Annotated in this window: 15 protein-coding genes; 10 read left to right on the top strand and 5 right to left on the bottom strand. The window is 69.5% G+C overall.

The window, feature by feature from the left end; all coding sequences use genetic code 11:
- Window position 1: 1 nt before the first annotated feature.
- Together G6N58_RS12070 and G6N58_RS12075 are read right to left on the bottom strand one after the other, a co-directional pair.
- The gene (locus G6N58_RS12070; RefSeq protein WP_170314339.1) at window positions 2-601 is read right to left on the bottom strand and encodes a hypothetical protein; all 600 of its coding nucleotides are present in this window, start codon (window positions 599-601) and stop codon (window positions 2-4) included.
- Window positions 598-1,236, bottom strand: coding sequence for an MBL fold metallo-hydrolase (locus G6N58_RS12075; RefSeq protein ID WP_115278535.1), 639 nt, complete (start codon window positions 1,234-1,236; stop codon window positions 598-600). The genes G6N58_RS12070 and G6N58_RS12075 overlap by 4 nt, the downstream gene beginning before the upstream one ends.
- Before the next feature lie 49 nt (window positions 1,237-1,285).
- Between G6N58_RS12075 and G6N58_RS12080 the strand changes: the two genes are divergently transcribed.
- The 3 genes from G6N58_RS12080 to purQ are packed head-to-tail and all read left to right on the top strand — an operon-like array spanning window position 1,286 to window position 2,906.
- A complete protein-coding gene (locus G6N58_RS12080; protein ID WP_232067831.1) occupies window positions 1,286-1,954 on the top strand; it encodes an ATPase in 669 nt (222 codons plus the stop codon).
- A gap of 41 nt (window positions 1,955-1,995) precedes the next feature.
- Window positions 1,996-2,235, top strand: a complete 240-nt coding sequence (purS, locus tag G6N58_RS12085; protein ID WP_068914928.1) for a phosphoribosylformylglycinamidine synthase subunit PurS — start codon at window positions 1,996-1,998, stop codon at window positions 2,233-2,235.
- Window positions 2,232-2,906 (top strand): phosphoribosylformylglycinamidine synthase subunit PurQ, encoded by a 675-nt coding sequence (gene purQ / locus G6N58_RS12090; RefSeq protein WP_068914929.1) that lies wholly within the window; start codon window positions 2,232-2,234, stop codon window positions 2,904-2,906. The genes purS and purQ overlap by 4 nt, the downstream gene beginning before the upstream one ends.
- Window positions 2,907-2,917: 11 nt before the next feature.
- Here the strand turns inward: purQ and G6N58_RS12095 are convergent, their stop codons facing one another.
- Together G6N58_RS12095 and G6N58_RS12100 are read right to left on the bottom strand one after the other, a co-directional pair.
- Window positions 2,918-3,712, bottom strand: coding sequence for a family 1 encapsulin nanocompartment shell protein (locus G6N58_RS12095; RefSeq protein ID WP_115278533.1), 795 nt, complete (start codon window positions 3,710-3,712; stop codon window positions 2,918-2,920).
- Entirely contained in the window at window positions 3,712-4,719 is a 1,008-nt protein-coding gene (locus tag G6N58_RS12100) for a Dyp-type peroxidase (protein ID WP_115278532.1), read from the bottom strand. The genes G6N58_RS12095 and G6N58_RS12100 overlap by 1 nt, the downstream gene beginning before the upstream one ends.
- A 51-nt stretch (window positions 4,720-4,770) precedes the next feature.
- Between G6N58_RS12100 and G6N58_RS12105 the strand changes: the two genes are divergently transcribed.
- The 6 genes from G6N58_RS12105 to G6N58_RS12130 are packed head-to-tail and all read left to right on the top strand — an operon-like array spanning window position 4,771 to window position 12,237.
- Window positions 4,771-6,024: a M18 family aminopeptidase gene (locus tag G6N58_RS12105; protein WP_115281556.1), complete on the top strand. Its 1,254-nt coding sequence runs from the start codon at window positions 4,771-4,773 to the stop codon at window positions 6,022-6,024.
- Window positions 6,025-6,039: 15 nt separating this feature from the next.
- A complete protein-coding gene (locus tag G6N58_RS12110) occupies window positions 6,040-6,399 on the top strand; it encodes a VOC family protein (protein WP_068914932.1) in 360 nt (119 codons plus the stop codon).
- 25 nt (window positions 6,400-6,424) lie between these two features.
- Entirely contained in the window at window positions 6,425-7,627 is a 1,203-nt protein-coding gene (locus G6N58_RS12115; protein WP_115278531.1) for a cation:proton antiporter domain-containing protein, read from the top strand.
- Between the two features lie 9 nt (window positions 7,628-7,636).
- The gene (gene purL / locus G6N58_RS12120; RefSeq protein ID WP_115278530.1) at window positions 7,637-9,931 is read left to right on the top strand and encodes a phosphoribosylformylglycinamidine synthase subunit PurL; all 2,295 of its coding nucleotides are present in this window, start codon (window positions 7,637-7,639) and stop codon (window positions 9,929-9,931) included.
- Between the two features lie 10 nt (window positions 9,932-9,941).
- Complete coding sequence (locus G6N58_RS12125) at window positions 9,942-11,651, top strand: alpha/beta hydrolase (RefSeq protein ID WP_115278529.1); 1,710 nt, start codon at window positions 9,942-9,944, stop codon at window positions 11,649-11,651.
- Window positions 11,641-12,237, top strand: a complete 597-nt coding sequence (locus tag G6N58_RS12130) for an Rv0804 family intramembrane glutamic endopeptidase (RefSeq protein ID WP_115278528.1) — start codon at window positions 11,641-11,643, stop codon at window positions 12,235-12,237. Before G6N58_RS12125 ends, G6N58_RS12130 begins: the two co-directional genes overlap by 11 nt.
- Here the strand turns inward: G6N58_RS12130 and G6N58_RS12135 are convergent.
- Entirely contained in the window at window positions 12,234-12,641 is a 408-nt protein-coding gene (locus tag G6N58_RS12135) for a PPOX class F420-dependent oxidoreductase (protein WP_115278527.1), read from the bottom strand. The two genes, G6N58_RS12130 and G6N58_RS12135, sit on opposite strands and share 4 nt — an antisense overlap.
- A gap of 47 nt (window positions 12,642-12,688) precedes the next feature.
- Between G6N58_RS12135 and G6N58_RS12140 the strand changes: the two genes are divergently transcribed.
- Window positions 12,689-13,084 carry a sterol carrier family protein gene (locus G6N58_RS12140; RefSeq protein ID WP_115278526.1) on the top strand — a complete coding sequence of 132 codons (396 nt, stop codon included), beginning with the start codon at window positions 12,689-12,691 and terminating at the stop codon, window positions 13,082-13,084.
- Window positions 13,085-13,260: the final 176 nt, after the last annotated feature.

Consider the following 13,260-nt stretch of genomic DNA (forward strand, 5'->3'; position numbering starts at 1 on the left):
GTCACAGGTCGATGGTGGTGGTGACCGACACCAGTTGCGGCAGTGGGGGAGCCGAGGAGAAGCCGAACTCGACCGGCGGCGACAGCTCGGCCAACCCGCGCAGGGGCGTCGTCTCGAAGCGTCCGGACACCGAGGTGATGAGCCGGGCGCGTCGCACGCCGTAGAACTCGCGGCGGCCGTTGCCTGCGGTTCCGGCGGTGTGCACGCCGGGGACCAGCCGACTGGCCACGGGGTCGATGGCGCGCAGCCACCACGGGGCCGTCGCCAGGAACCCCGGCACCAGCCGCAGCAGCCGGTCCAGCGGTGCCGGCGCGCCCACCGAGAATTCCGCCTGCAGGCGGGCGTTGTCGATGACCACCCGGTCCACCGTCCTGGCCGTCTGCACCGGACCGAGCACTACCTCATCGAAAGAGTAAGTGGCGGAGATGAACTCGGCGACCTGCGTGGTCGGGGCCAGCAGCGTGCGCACGCCGTCCGACGTCTGCACCATGACATCGGAGAAGCGGCCGAACGGCGACTGCTCCCACATCCCGACCACCAACCGGATGCCGGCCAGGGTGCCGAACCCGCCGATGTGGCCGGTGAACCTCACCCTGCTCACAAGGCGGTCTCGGTCTCTTCCTCCAGCACGCGGAAGTCGGTGTCGGTCATCTCCGACAGCCTGCCGAAATAGATGCCGCGGGCCTCGGGGGCGATGATGCTGTGGTGGATCGGCACGGCGTGGGTGGGCGCCACCGCGCGGAGATAGTCCACAGACTCGGAGATCTTGCACCACGGCGCGGCGGCCGGGGTGGCCAGCACATCCACCGGCTCGTCGGGCACGAACAGCGCGTCGCCGGGGTGCATCAGCCGCGCCCGGTGCTCGCCGTCACCGATCAGGTACGAAATGTTGTCGATGACAGGGATTTCGGGGTGGATGACGGCGTGCCTGCCGCCGACGCCGCGCACGGTGACGGTGCCGACACCGAACTCGTCACCGACGTTGACGGCCTGCCACGCGCCGCCCAGCTGCGCCGCGGTCTGCGGGTCGGCATACAGCGCGGCCTGCGGGTTGGCCTCGACGAGGGCTGGAAGTCGCTCGGGGTCGGCGTGATCGGGGTGCTGATGGGTGATCAGGATGGCGGTCAGGCCGGTCATGCCTTCGAAGCCGTGCGAGAACGTTCCCGGGTCGAAGAGAATGGTGGTATCCGGAAAGCTCGCCAGAAGGCACGAATGCCCGAAATGCGTCAGTTCCATGCCTACGATTGTGCTCCCCGGGGGAGGTCAAGGGGGTGAGGAGGGGGACGTGGTCCGACTGATCCTGACCGGTGTCCTGGTGGGATGGCTGCTGACGGCGGCTCCGCCGGTGCGCGCCGAGCCCGCACCGCAGACCTGCCCGCCTGCGTGCGACGTTATCCCCGCCGCTGCCTGGCCGGCGCCGCAGACCCTGCCGCTGGCCACGGTGGCCCGGTGGCCGGCGCTCGCCGGGCTCGCGGTACCGGTGCGCCAGCCGAGGTTCTTCTCCGAGGAGATCTGCGTCACGCCGTTGCCGGCCGACGACCCCCGCGGGTTTGTGGTGGCCGCCAGGGCCGAGGTCCCGGCGCCGCCCGGGCAGTGGCAGATGCGCGCCCAGGTGCTGCACTGGCGCGGCGAGACCTGGCTCGGCGGCGATCTGGCCATGTCGGTGTTCACCTTCGCCAAGGCGGCGCTGCGGGCGTGCGCCGTGCCAGGGGTCTCCCCGTCCATCACCACCGACGAGGACGTGCGGATGGCCGCGGTGATCACCGGTCCGCAGATCGTGCACCAGTACCTGGTGGCCCATCCGCAGAGCAGTTCGATCGTCGAGCTGGTGTTCTGGCGCAGCGCTGCACCCGGTGCGCCGCCTGCCCCGGCATGGGCGCCGATCCCCGACGTACGCGTGCTCGACGCGATCACCGCGCCACTGTGCGAGGCCTACCTGTCGTCGTGTGGATAGAATTGGGCGCCGTAGCACCCCCGAACCAGTGAGGAGCCCCCGTGGCCCGGGTAGTAGTCCATGTGATGCCCAAGGCCGTGATTCTCGACCCGCAGGGCCAGGCCATCGTCGGCGCCCTCGGCCGGCTCGGACACGGTGGGATCTCAGATGTGCGGCAGGGCAAGCGCTTCGAGCTCGAGGTCGACGACAGCGTCAGTGACGACGCGCTCGCCGAGATCGCCGAGTCGCTGCTGGCGAACACCGTGATCGAGGACTTCACCGTCACCCGGGAACCGTCGTGAGCGCCCGCGTCGGCGTCATCACCTTCCCGGGCACTCTCGACGACATCGACGCCGCCCGGGCGGCCCGGCTGGCCGGCGCAGAGGCGGTCAATCTGTGGCATGCCGACGCCGACCTCAAGGGCGTCGACGCCGTGATCGTGCCCGGCGGGTTCTCCTACGGCGACTACCTGCGCTGCGGAGCCATCGCCCGGTTCGCACCCGTGATGGGTGAGGTGGTCAAGGCCGCCGAGGGCGGAATGCCGGTGCTCGGCATCTGCAACGGCTTCCAGGTGCTGTGCGAATCCGGCCTGCTGCCGGGGGCGCTGACCCGCAACGCCGGGCTGCACTTCGTCTGCCGCGACATCTGGCTGCGGGTGGACAACAACCGGACGGCCTGGTCGTCGCGCTATGAGGCCGGCGCCGAGATCCTGGTGCCGCTGAAATCGGGAGAGGGCCGCTACGTGGCGCCCGACGCCGTTCTCGACGAACTCGAGGGCGAAGGCCGGGTGGTGTTCCGCTACGCCGAGAACCCCAACGGTTCGCAGCGCGACATCGCCGGGATCAGCTCCGCCAACGGCCGCGTCGTCGGCCTGATGCCGCATCCCGAACATGCCACCGAGGCGCTCACCGGGCCGTCGGACGACGGCCTCGGCATCTTCTTCTCTGCCCTGGACGCGGTCCTCACCGCCTGAGCCCGGCGGGGCTAGCCCAGCGCCACCGACGCTTCGGCGGTGTAGCACAGGAATGTCAGCGTCTCGTCGAGGTACAGCTGCACGGTCTCCGCGTCGTGGGACAGGTAGCCGATCGACACATCGGTACCGAGCTGGAGATCAAAATCCCCACCGCGCGTGGACAACACGAATGCCCCGTCGATGGCGGGCGCCCAGATGATCTCCCCGTCGATCATGCGGTTGATGTGCTCGAGGATCGGATAGCCGTGCGCAGTGGTCTCCGACACTTGGGTGTACACCCCCGCCGACAGCAGCACCGAGTAGGGGCCGTCGACGCCGGCGAGGCGCAGTTCCGACAGGGCCTGGGCGATCTTGTCGGGGATCTCCCGCGGGTCTTCGGGCAGTGCGAGCGCAGCATTGGAGCTGCACCGGCGGATACCGTCGATCCCCGCCGCCTCGTATCCTTCGAAGATGGCGCGGTCTTCGGCGAATGCCAGCTTGCGGGCGGCCTCTTTCACGGGGTCCCAGTCGGAGTCCTGCGAACCGCGCTCGACATCGTCGATGTCACTGCGGTTCACCGTGAACGGCACCCGCAGCCGCACCAGTGGACGGCTCTCCCGCAGGTGGGCGATCACCCCGTCGCTGGGCGACGGCGCGTCCAGCAGATGTCCGGTGCTCACCGCCGCGGTCACCGGCCCGCCGGGCTCGCTGACATCCACCACCCGGCGACCGGCGATGTGGCGCTTGAACGTTCGGGTGGCCTCCAGTTCGATCTCCGCCCACGCTGCCGCGGTGACGGGCGCCAGCTCGCGGTAGAGGTTGTTCATCAACGGTGTCCTTTCAGGCTGCCGATGGCCAAAGAGCCGTCAGAGGTCGGTGTTTCGACGATGTCACGCGAGGCGGGGAGCGGGGGTGGATCGTCCAGGAAATCGGCCGGCGGGGAGAAGAACAGGGTGCCGGTGAGCGCGGTGGAGAAATCCAGGATCCGGTCGGTGTTGCCGGGCGGGTCACCGAGAAACATGTTGTCCAACATGCGTTCGGTGACCGCCGGGGTGCGCGAGTACCCGATGTAGAAGGTGCCGAACTCGCCCTTGCCGATCTCACCGAACGGCATGTTGTGCCGCACGATCTTGAGTTCGTTGCCATCGGCGTCTTCGATGACATTCAGCGCCAGATGGGAATTCGCGGGTTTGGTGGCATCGTCGAGTTCGATGTCCTCCAGCTTGGTGCGACCGATCACCCGCTCCTGTTCGGTGACGCTCAACGCGTTCCAGGCATCCATATCGTGCAGGTACTTCTGCACGTGTACATAACAGCCACCCGCGAAATCGGGGTCTTCCTCGCCGACGGCGGTGGCGCTGACCGCGACCGGACCGTCCGGATTCTCGGTGCCGTCGACGAAGCCCATCAGGTCCCGGTTGTCGAAGAACCGGAAGCCGTGCACCTCGTCGACCACCGTCACCGCTCCGGCCATGGACCCGATCACATGACGGGCGAGTTCGAAGCAGAAGTCCAGTGTTTCGGCCCGGATGTGGAACAGCAGATCACCCGGTGTGGACGGGGCGTGGTGGCGCGGGCCGGTGATCTCGACGAACGGGTGCAGCTGCGCCGGGCGGGGGCCGCTGAACAACCGGTCCCAGGCGTCCGAGCCGATCGAGGTGACCATCGACAGGCGCTTCGACGGGTCACGGAAACCGACCGCACGCACCAGAGAGGACAGATCCGCGAGGGCGTCGTGCACCGTCTCCTCGCCGCCGTCGGCGATGGTGGCCACGATGAAGATGGCCGCGGGAGTCAACGGCGCCAGGATCGGTTGGGGCAGTCCGTCAGGCACGATGTGACCCTAACGGCAACAACTGCGTTCGGAGCGACAAAGATGGTGAAGATGCCTGCTAGCCCCCAGAGCCTGTGTGAGTTCATCGACGCGTCGCCGTCGCCGTACCACGTGTGCGAGACGGTGGCCGCGCGATTACGCGACGCCGGCTACACCGAGTTGTCCGAATCCGACCTGTGGCCCGGCAGCGGCCGGTACTTCGTGCTGCGCGCCGGATCGCTGGTGGCGTGGGACAGCAGCGGGGAGACCGGTCGACCCTTCCGGGTGGTCGGCGGGCATACCGACAGCCCCAATCTCCGGGTCAAGCAACACCCGGACCGGGCGGTCGCGGGATGGACGGTGGTGGCCCTGCAGCCCTACGGCGGGGCGTGGCTGAATTCCTGGCTGGACCGCGATCTGGGCATCAGCGGACGGTTGTCGGTGGCCAGCGGCGCGGGTATCACGCATCATCTGGTGCGCATCGACACCCCGCTGCTGCGGGTGCCGCAGCTGGCGATCCACCTGTCCGAGGACCGCAAGGGCGTCAGTCCGGACCCGCAGCGGCACGTCAACGCGGTGTGGGCCACCGGCGGACCCGGCGACTTCGTCGCCCACGTCGCGCACGAATGCGGCATCGACCCCGCCGACGTGCTCGCGTTCGACCTGATGACCCACGACCTGACCCCCTCGGTGGTCTGGGGCAGCCACAACGAGTTCGTCAGCGCGCCCCGGCTGGACAACCAGGGCACCTGCTATGCCGGGCTGGAGGCGTTCCTGGCCGCCGAGTCGGGCGCTCACATCCCGGTGCTCGCCCTGTTCGACCATGAGGAGGTGGGCTCGACCTCCGATCACGGCGCGCAGTCCGATCTGCTCATCACCACACTGGAGCGCATCGTGCTGGCCGGGGGCGGTCAGCGGGAGGACTTCCTGCGGGTGCTGACCGGCTCCCTGGTGGCGTCCGGGGACATGGCCCACGCCACCCATCCGAACTACCCGGAGCGCCACGAGCCCGGCCACCAGATCCAGGTGAACGGTGGACCGGTGCTCAAGGTGCAGCCCAACCTGCGGTATGCCACGGACGGGCGCACCGCCGCGGCGTTCGAGCTGGCCTGCCGCCAGGCCGGGGTGCCGTTGCAGCGCTACGAGCACCGCGCGGATCTGCCCTGCGGGTCGACCATCGGGCCCATGACGGCCGCGCGCACCGGTATCCCCACCGTCGATGTGGGCGCCCCGCAGCTGGCCATGCACTCGGCACGGGAGCTGATGGGCGCCGACGACGTGGTGAGTTACGCCGCGGCGTTGCGGGCTTTTCTGTCACCGGGCTGACCTAGCCTCGCAGCCATGACGACATTGGCTGTGGAGATGATCACGTTCGACTGTCTGGACCCCGACGCCCTGGCGCAGTGGTGGTCCCGGGTCCTCGAGGCTCCGGTCAACGCGGTGGCGCCGGGAGAGTTCGTGATGGTGGTGCAGGAGTCGGGCCCGCGGTTGGGGTTCCAGCGCGTCGCGGACCCCACGCCAGGGAAGAACCGGGTGCACCTGGATTTCGCCGCCCCGGATCTGGAACAGGAGGTGCAGCGCCTGGTCTCCCTCGGGGCCGTGGAAGCCGGGCGCCACGACTTCGGGCCGGAGTTCACCTGGGCGGTGCTCCGCGATCCCGACGGCAACGCGTTCTGCGTGGCCGCGGCGTCCGGTGACTGAGAGCGTCACCGGCTAGATTCGCTGCGTGCTGCTGTCGATCGTCGCCATCTCGATGGTGCTGGCAGCGTGGGCGCTCACCGCCCGGCGGCTCGAGGCCCTGCGGGTGTCCACCCCGCTGCTGCTGGTGGTCGTGGGCGCGGTGGTGGAATACACCACCCACGGCACCTTGGCGGACACGCTGAACTCGGAGACCGCCGAGCACGCGGCGCAGATCATCCTGGCGGTGCTGCTGTTCGTCGACGCCAACGCCATCCGCTCCGGTCTGTTGGGGGCCTACCCGCGCTCGGCCACCCGGCTGCTGTTCCTGGCCTTGCCGTTGAGTCTGGGAATGGCTGTGGCGCTGGGGCTCTGGCTGCTTCCGGGGCTGTCGTGGCCGATCGTGCTGATCATCGCCTGCATCGTGGTGCCCATCGACTTCGCGCCGGCGCCGTCGGCCATCCGCGACGGGCAGTTACCGGGCCGGGTCCGCAAGCTGCTCAACGTCGAAGCCGGGTACAACGACGGCATCGTCTCGCCGATCTTCGTGTTCGCCCTGGCGATGGCCGACCACCAGGACGGCGCGGACACCTTCGCCGAACAGCTGCGCGCCGCGGTACCGGAGGCGGTGCTGGCCATCGTGGTCGGGCTGTGTGTGGGCGGGGGCCTCGCCGTGGCCGCCAACGCCGCCGACCGGGCGGGGCTGACCACCCGCCAGTCGGGCCGGGTGCTCGTGGTGGCCGCACCGGCGCTGGCGTACACGCTGAGCCTGGTGGTGGACGCCAACGGCTTCGTGGCCGCTTTCCTCTGCGGCATCGGGTACCACGTCTTCCGGCACGCGGCCGACCCCGAGGAGCAGCTGGAACTGCTCGACGACATCGGCTTCCTGCTCACCTCGGCCATGTGGTTCGTCCTCGGCGGTGTGGCGTTGATCGCATACTGGCGCGCCGACCTGACCGTGGGCATCGTGGTGTTCTGCCTCCTCGCTCTGACGGTGGTTCGGATGCTCCCGGTGGAGATCGCGATGCTGAAATCTGGTTTCCCCTGGTCAGAGCGATTGCTGCTGGGCTGGCTGGGGCCGCGGGGCGCGTCGTCGATCGTGTTCGGGCTGCTGGCGTTCAACGTCATCGACGGCAGCGAGGAGAACACCATCCTGTTGATCCTGGTGGTGGTGGTGCTGGGGAGCGTTGTGGTGCACGGAATCGGGGCCCCCGCGGCGGCGCGGGCATTCGCCCGCGCGCGGAGCGAATAAACTGTTCCGGTGACGTCTGAGCTCACCCAAGACCTGGACACGGTGGAGCGGGCAGCCGCCACCCCCGAGCAACCGCAGCCCTTCCGCGAGTTGGGCCTCAAAGACGACGAGTACGAGCGGATCCGCGAGATCCTCGGTCGCCGTCCCACCGATGCCGAACTGGCCATGTACTCGGTGATGTGGAGCGAGCACTGCTCCTACAAGTCCTCGAAGGTGCATCTGCGCTACTTCGGTGAGACCACCACCGACGAGATGCGCGCCGGCATGCTGGCGGGCATCGGCGAGAACGCCGGCGTCGTCGACATCGGCGACGGCTGGGCCGTCACCTTCAAGGTGGAATCGCACAACCACCCGTCCTACGTCGAGCCCTACCAGGGCGCGGCCACCGGCGTCGGCGGCATCGTCCGCGACATCATGGCGATGGGTGCCCGGCCGGTCGCGGTCATGGACCAGCTGCGCTTCGGCGCCGCCGACGCCCCCGACACCCGCCGGGTGCTCGACGGGGTGGTCCGCGGGGTCGGCGGCTACGGCAACTCGCTGGGCCTGCCCAACATCGGCGGCGAGACCGTCTTCGACGAGTCCTACGCGGGCAACCCCCTGGTGAACGCGCTGTGTGTGGGTGTGCTGCGCAAAGAGGACCTGCACCTGGCCTTCGCCTCGGGCAAGGGCAACAAGATCATCCTGTTCGGCGCGCGGACCGGCCTCGACGGCATCGGCGGGGTGTCGGTGCTGGCGTCGGACACCTTCGGCGGCGACGAGTCGGGTGCCGGCCGCAAGAAGCTGCCCAGTGTGCAGGTGGGCGACCCGTTCATGGAGAAGGTGCTCATCGAGTGCTGTCTCGAGCTGTACGCCGCCGGCGTGGTGATCGGCATCCAGGATCTTGGCGGCGCCGGATTGTCCTGTGCGACTTCGGAACTCGCTGCCGCCGGCGACGGTGGCATGGCCATCGAGTTGGACCAGGTGCCGCTGCGGGCAAAGGTGATGACCCCCGCCGAGATCCTCTCCAGCGAGTCCCAGGAGCGGATGTGCGCGGTGGTGGCCCCGGAGAACGTCGACGCCTTCATGGCCATCTGCCGCAAGTGGGAAGTGCTGGCGTCGGTCATCGGCGAGGTCACCGACGGTGACCGCCTGCACATCACCTGGCACGGCGAGACCGTCGTCGACGTGCCGCCGCGCACGGTGGCTCACGAGGGCCCCGTCTACTCGCGGCCGGTGCAACGCCCCGACAACCAGGACGCCTTGATTGCCGACACCACCGCGGCGCTGCCGCGCCCGCAGACCGCTGACGAGTTGCGGGCCACCGTCCTGGCCATGCTCGGCAGTCCCCACCTGTGCAGCCGCGCGTTCATCACCGAGCAGTACGACCGCTACGTGCGCGGCAACACCGTGCTGGCCGAGCACGCCGACGGCGGGGTGCTGCGCATCGACGAGCAGACCGGCCGCGGCATCGCGCTGTCCACCGACGCCTCGGGGCGCTACACCCAGCTGGACCCCTACACCGGTGCGCAGCTGGCGCTGGCCGAGGCCTACCGCAATGTCGCTGTCACCGGTGCCGCGCCCGTCGCCGTGACGAACTGCCTGAACTTCGGCTCGCCCGAGGACCCGGGTGTGATGTGGCAGTTCTCCCAGGCGGTACGCGGGCTCGCCGACGGCTGTGCGGCCCTGGGCATTCCGGTGACCGGGGGCAACGTCAGCTTCTACAACCAGACCGGTTCGACGGCCATCCTGCCCACCCCGGTGGTGGGTGTGCTGGGCGTGATCGACGACGTGGCCCGGCGGATCCCGACCGGCTTCGGTACCGAACCCGGCGAGACGCTGATCCTGCTGGGTGACACCCGCGACGAGTTCGACGGATCCATCTGGGCGCAGGTCACTGCGGGCCATCTCGGTGGCGTGCCGCCGAAGGTGGACCTGGCCCGCGAGAAGCTGCTGGCCGAGGTGCTGGCCGCGGCCTCGCGTGACGGACTGGTCTCCGCGGCCCACGATCTGTCCGAAGGCGGTCTGATGCAGGCTGTCGTCGAGGGTGCGCTGGCCGGGGAAACCGGGTGCCGGATCCTGCTGCCCGAGGGCTCGGATGCGTTTGTGCAGCTGTTCTCCGAGTCCAGCGGCCGCGTGCTGGTGGCCGTGCCCCGCACCGAGGAGAGCCGCTTCGTCTCGATGTGCGAGGCCCGCGGCCTGCCGGCCGTGCGGATCGGCGTGGTGGACCAGGGGTCCGACAGCGTCGAGGTCCAGGGCCAGTTCAGCATTCCGCTGACCGAACTGCGCAGCACCTGGGAAGGTGTGCTGCCGGCTCTGTTCGCGTGACGTCATTGCGATGACCACGCAGCGCCACCCCCTGCTCGAGTGGGCCTGGGGGCTGGTGCGGCTGGATTTTGTGGGCGCAGCGGTGGGCACACTCTTCTTCTGCCTGTCGCTCACACCGTCGCTGCTGCCGCGGGACTGGCTGTTCGCCGGGCTGATCGGTGGCATCAACGCCGCCATCGGCTACGGGCTGGGGGTGGCCGTCGGGAAACTGTTCCGGCGCTTGGTGCTTCGTCGCAAGACGTGGTGGCCACCGTCGAAACGGGTGCTGTGGGTGCTGAAGACGACCACCGTGGTGGCCTCGGTGGTTGCCTGTCTGGTCATCGTGGTGCCCGCCGCGGCGTGGCAGCGTCAGGTCTCGGCGCTGATGGGTATCCAGGGTCCGGCCACCGCGGGCTACTACCGGACGGTGCTGCTGGCCGTGGTGGTCGGCGGCGCCCTGGTGGGGGTGGCACGCATCCTGCTGGACGCGGTGAAGGTGATGGCCCGCTTCCTGATCCGGCGCTGGCGGGTCAACGACGAGGTGGCGCTGTTCATCGGCACCGCGGTGGTGGCGGTGGTGGTGATCACCTTGGTCAACGGCGTGCTGCTGCGGGGGTTCCTGGTCGGCGCCAACTGGCTGTTCCAGCCGCAGGACTACACCACCCGCCCCGGTGTCGAGCAGCCGCTGGCCTCCGAAAGATCAGGGAGCCCGCAGTCTTTCGCCGCCTGGGACACCCTGGGCTTCCAGGGCCGGAACTTCGTGGCGGGCGGGCCCGACGCCGCCGAGCTGGAGCAGATCAACGGCCGGCCCGCGCAGGAGCCGGTGCGGGTGTACGCCGGCCTGCAGACCGCCGAGACCGCCGAACAGCGCATGGCCGTGCTGCTTTCGGAACTCGAGCGCACCGGGGCCTTCGAGCGCGAGCTGCTGGTGATCGTCCCCACCACCGGCACCGGCTGGGTGAACCCGGTGGCGGCCCGCGCGCTGGAGCTGATGTACAACGGCGACACCGCCATGGTGGCGCTGCAGTATTCGTATCTGCCCAGCTGGATCTCGTTCCTGGGGGACCGCGAGACGTCGATGGACTCGGGTCGCATGCTGATCGACGCCGTGCACGAGCGGTGGGTGCGGCTGCCGCAGGAGCAGCGCCCACAACTGGTGCTCTACGGCGAGAGTCTGGGATCGATGGCCGGGCAGGCGGCATTCGACTTCCTGCCGGACATCAACCGGATGGGATTCGATGCGGTGCTCTGGGTGGGGCCGCCGAACGCCAGCCCGCTGTGGGATGCGCTGGTGGTGCGCCGGGACCCGGGCACGCCCGAGGTGCATCCCCGCTACGACGGCGGGCGCACCGTCCGGTTCTCTCCGGCCAACGATCCCGCCGACATCGTGGCCGACACCGCGGCGCCGTGGGACGGCACGCGAGTGTTGTTCCTGCAGCACCCTTCCGATCCGATCGTCTGGTGGTCCCCGGAACTGCTGTTCTCCGAACCGGATTGGCTGCAGGAACCGGCGGGCCGCGATCGGACGAAATCCATGCGGTGGTATCCGATCGTGACCTTCTGGCAGGTGGGGGCCGACATGACCAACGCGGCCTCGGTGCCGGGTGGGCACGGCCACAACTACGGCGAATCCGTCCTCGACGGCTGGGTGGCGGTGGCTCCGCCGCCGGGGTGGACGCCGGCGGACACCCAGCGGGTCAGGGCCGCGCTGGACGAATCCGCGGCCGACGATGAATCGTGACAGGCGGACAGCGCTGACGGTGGCGGCCGCGCTGGTGGGCTGGAGCTTCACCGCCGGGCTGGCGATCCCGGGGCGCCGGGGGGTGCAGGCCGGTCTGGCCAGCGCGCTGGCGCGGCGGGCGGGTGTGCGCGCGCAACCCGGCCGGGGTGCGGCCCACGGAGCGGTCGCGGCGGCGGTGGTGGCCCTCGGCGTGGCAGCCTCGACTGCCCTGCCTGCGGTGCGAGAAGGCATGCGGCAGCGGGAGTTGCCCCGTCCGACATGGCGGTGGCTGGCCGTCGACATCCCCGTGGGCACCGTCTGGTCCGAAGAGGCGGCCTACCGCGGGGCGTTGGCGACCTATGCGGCACGAGGTTTCGGCCCCCGCTGGGGAAAAGTGTTGCAGGCCATGGCCTTCGGTCTGAGTCACATCGCGGATGCGCGCGCGGCGGGCGAGCCGGTGGCCGGTACTGTGCTGATCACCGGCCTGGCGGGCTGGGTGTTCGCCACCCTGGCCGAGCGCAGTGGCAGTCTGTTGGCGCCCGCCCTGGTGCACCTGGCCGTCAACGAGGCGGGTGCGATCGCCGCGCTGGTGGTGCAGCGCCGCTAGTCCGCGGTGGTGGGCACGTCCCGGCTGTCGACCTTCAGCAGATGGGCGTCGGTGTCGGTGTCGTCGATGCCGAAGCTGATGATGCGGCGCGGCGTGATCCTGATGATCGCCGCATCCCCGGCCTCGGCTTGCTGGGCGGTGCCGCGGATCTCCAGACAGCGCACCCGCCACGGATCGCGGGACGCGATGTCGTCGACCACGAACGCGACCACGCCGTTGGTCGTCAGATTGCGGAACTTCTGGCTGCGCTCCATTCGGTAGCCGTGGATGTCGATGGTGCCGAGGTCTGGGTTGTAGGTGAACCCCACGGGGCTGTTCTGCAGGGTGCCGTCCGGTTGCCGGGTGGCCAACCGGCCCAGGTCCGCCGATTCCAGATAGGCGATTTCGTGCGGTTTGAAGGTCATGGCGCCACGGTAGGTACTCAACAAGGGTTGAGGTCAATACTGGGGACATGCCCGCCCGCAACGCCGCCGACCCGGCGAAGACCCGCACCGCAGTCCTGGCCGCCGAGGCCTGGCTTCGAGACGCCGCGCTGCCCCAGCCGCCGCGCGCGGCGCTGGCGGAGGCGGTGCGACTGACCGCGCGCAGCCTGGCCGCATCGGCACCCGGCGCCTCCGTGGAGGTGCGGGTGCCGCCCTTTGTCGCAGTGCAGTGCATCGAGGGACTGCGCCACACCCGCGGCACCCCACCCAACGTGGTGGAAACCGATCCGCGCACCTGGTTGCTGTTGGCCACCGGTCTGGTGACCCTGGACGACGCGGTGGCCCGTGGCAGTCTGCAGATGTCGGGATCGCGTGCCCGCGAGATCGCCGCGTGGTTGCCGGTGGTGCCGCTGAGCGCGGCGTGACAGAGATCACCGGAACCGGCGCTGCGCCGGTTGTTTCGCTGCGGGGCGCTGGTCACCGCGGAATGGGGGACGACGGCGTGGCGTTACACGACACGCAAACCGCCTTGTCACTGGTATGAATACGTCCGCATCAGACCGTAGACTGAGGCGCGTCACCCGAACGCTTCCCAGGAGCA

Origin of the sequence: Mycolicibacterium tokaiense, assembly GCF_010725885.1 — a bacterium.
Lineage (GTDB): Bacteria > Actinomycetota > Actinomycetes > Mycobacteriales > Mycobacteriaceae > Mycobacterium > Mycobacterium tokaiense.

Excerpts from the sequence above, each read along its gene's own strand:
- G6N58_RS12075 (WP_115278535.1), bottom strand. The coding sequence starts at position 1,236 with ATGGAACTGACGCATTTCGGGCATTCGTGCCTTCTGGCGAGCTTTCCG.
- G6N58_RS12095 (WP_115278533.1), bottom strand. The coding sequence starts at position 3,712 with ATGAACAACCTCTACCGCGAGCTGGCGCCCGTCACCGCGGCAGCGTGG.
- G6N58_RS12105 (WP_115281556.1), top strand. The coding sequence starts at position 4,771 with ATGCCTGCTAGCCCCCAGAGCCTGTGTGAGTTCATCGACGCGTCGCCG.
- G6N58_RS12110 (WP_068914932.1), top strand. The coding sequence starts at position 6,040 with ATGACGACATTGGCTGTGGAGATGATCACGTTCGACTGTCTGGACCCC.
- G6N58_RS12125 (WP_115278529.1), top strand. The coding sequence starts at position 9,942 with ATGACCACGCAGCGCCACCCCCTGCTCGAGTGGGCCTGGGGGCTGGTG.
- G6N58_RS12130 (WP_115278528.1), top strand. The coding sequence starts at position 11,641 with ATGAATCGTGACAGGCGGACAGCGCTGACGGTGGCGGCCGCGCTGGTG.
- G6N58_RS12135 (WP_115278527.1), bottom strand. The coding sequence starts at position 12,641 with ATGACCTTCAAACCGCACGAAATCGCCTATCTGGAATCGGCGGACCTG.
- G6N58_RS12140 (WP_115278526.1), top strand. The coding sequence starts at position 12,689 with ATGCCCGCCCGCAACGCCGCCGACCCGGCGAAGACCCGCACCGCAGTC.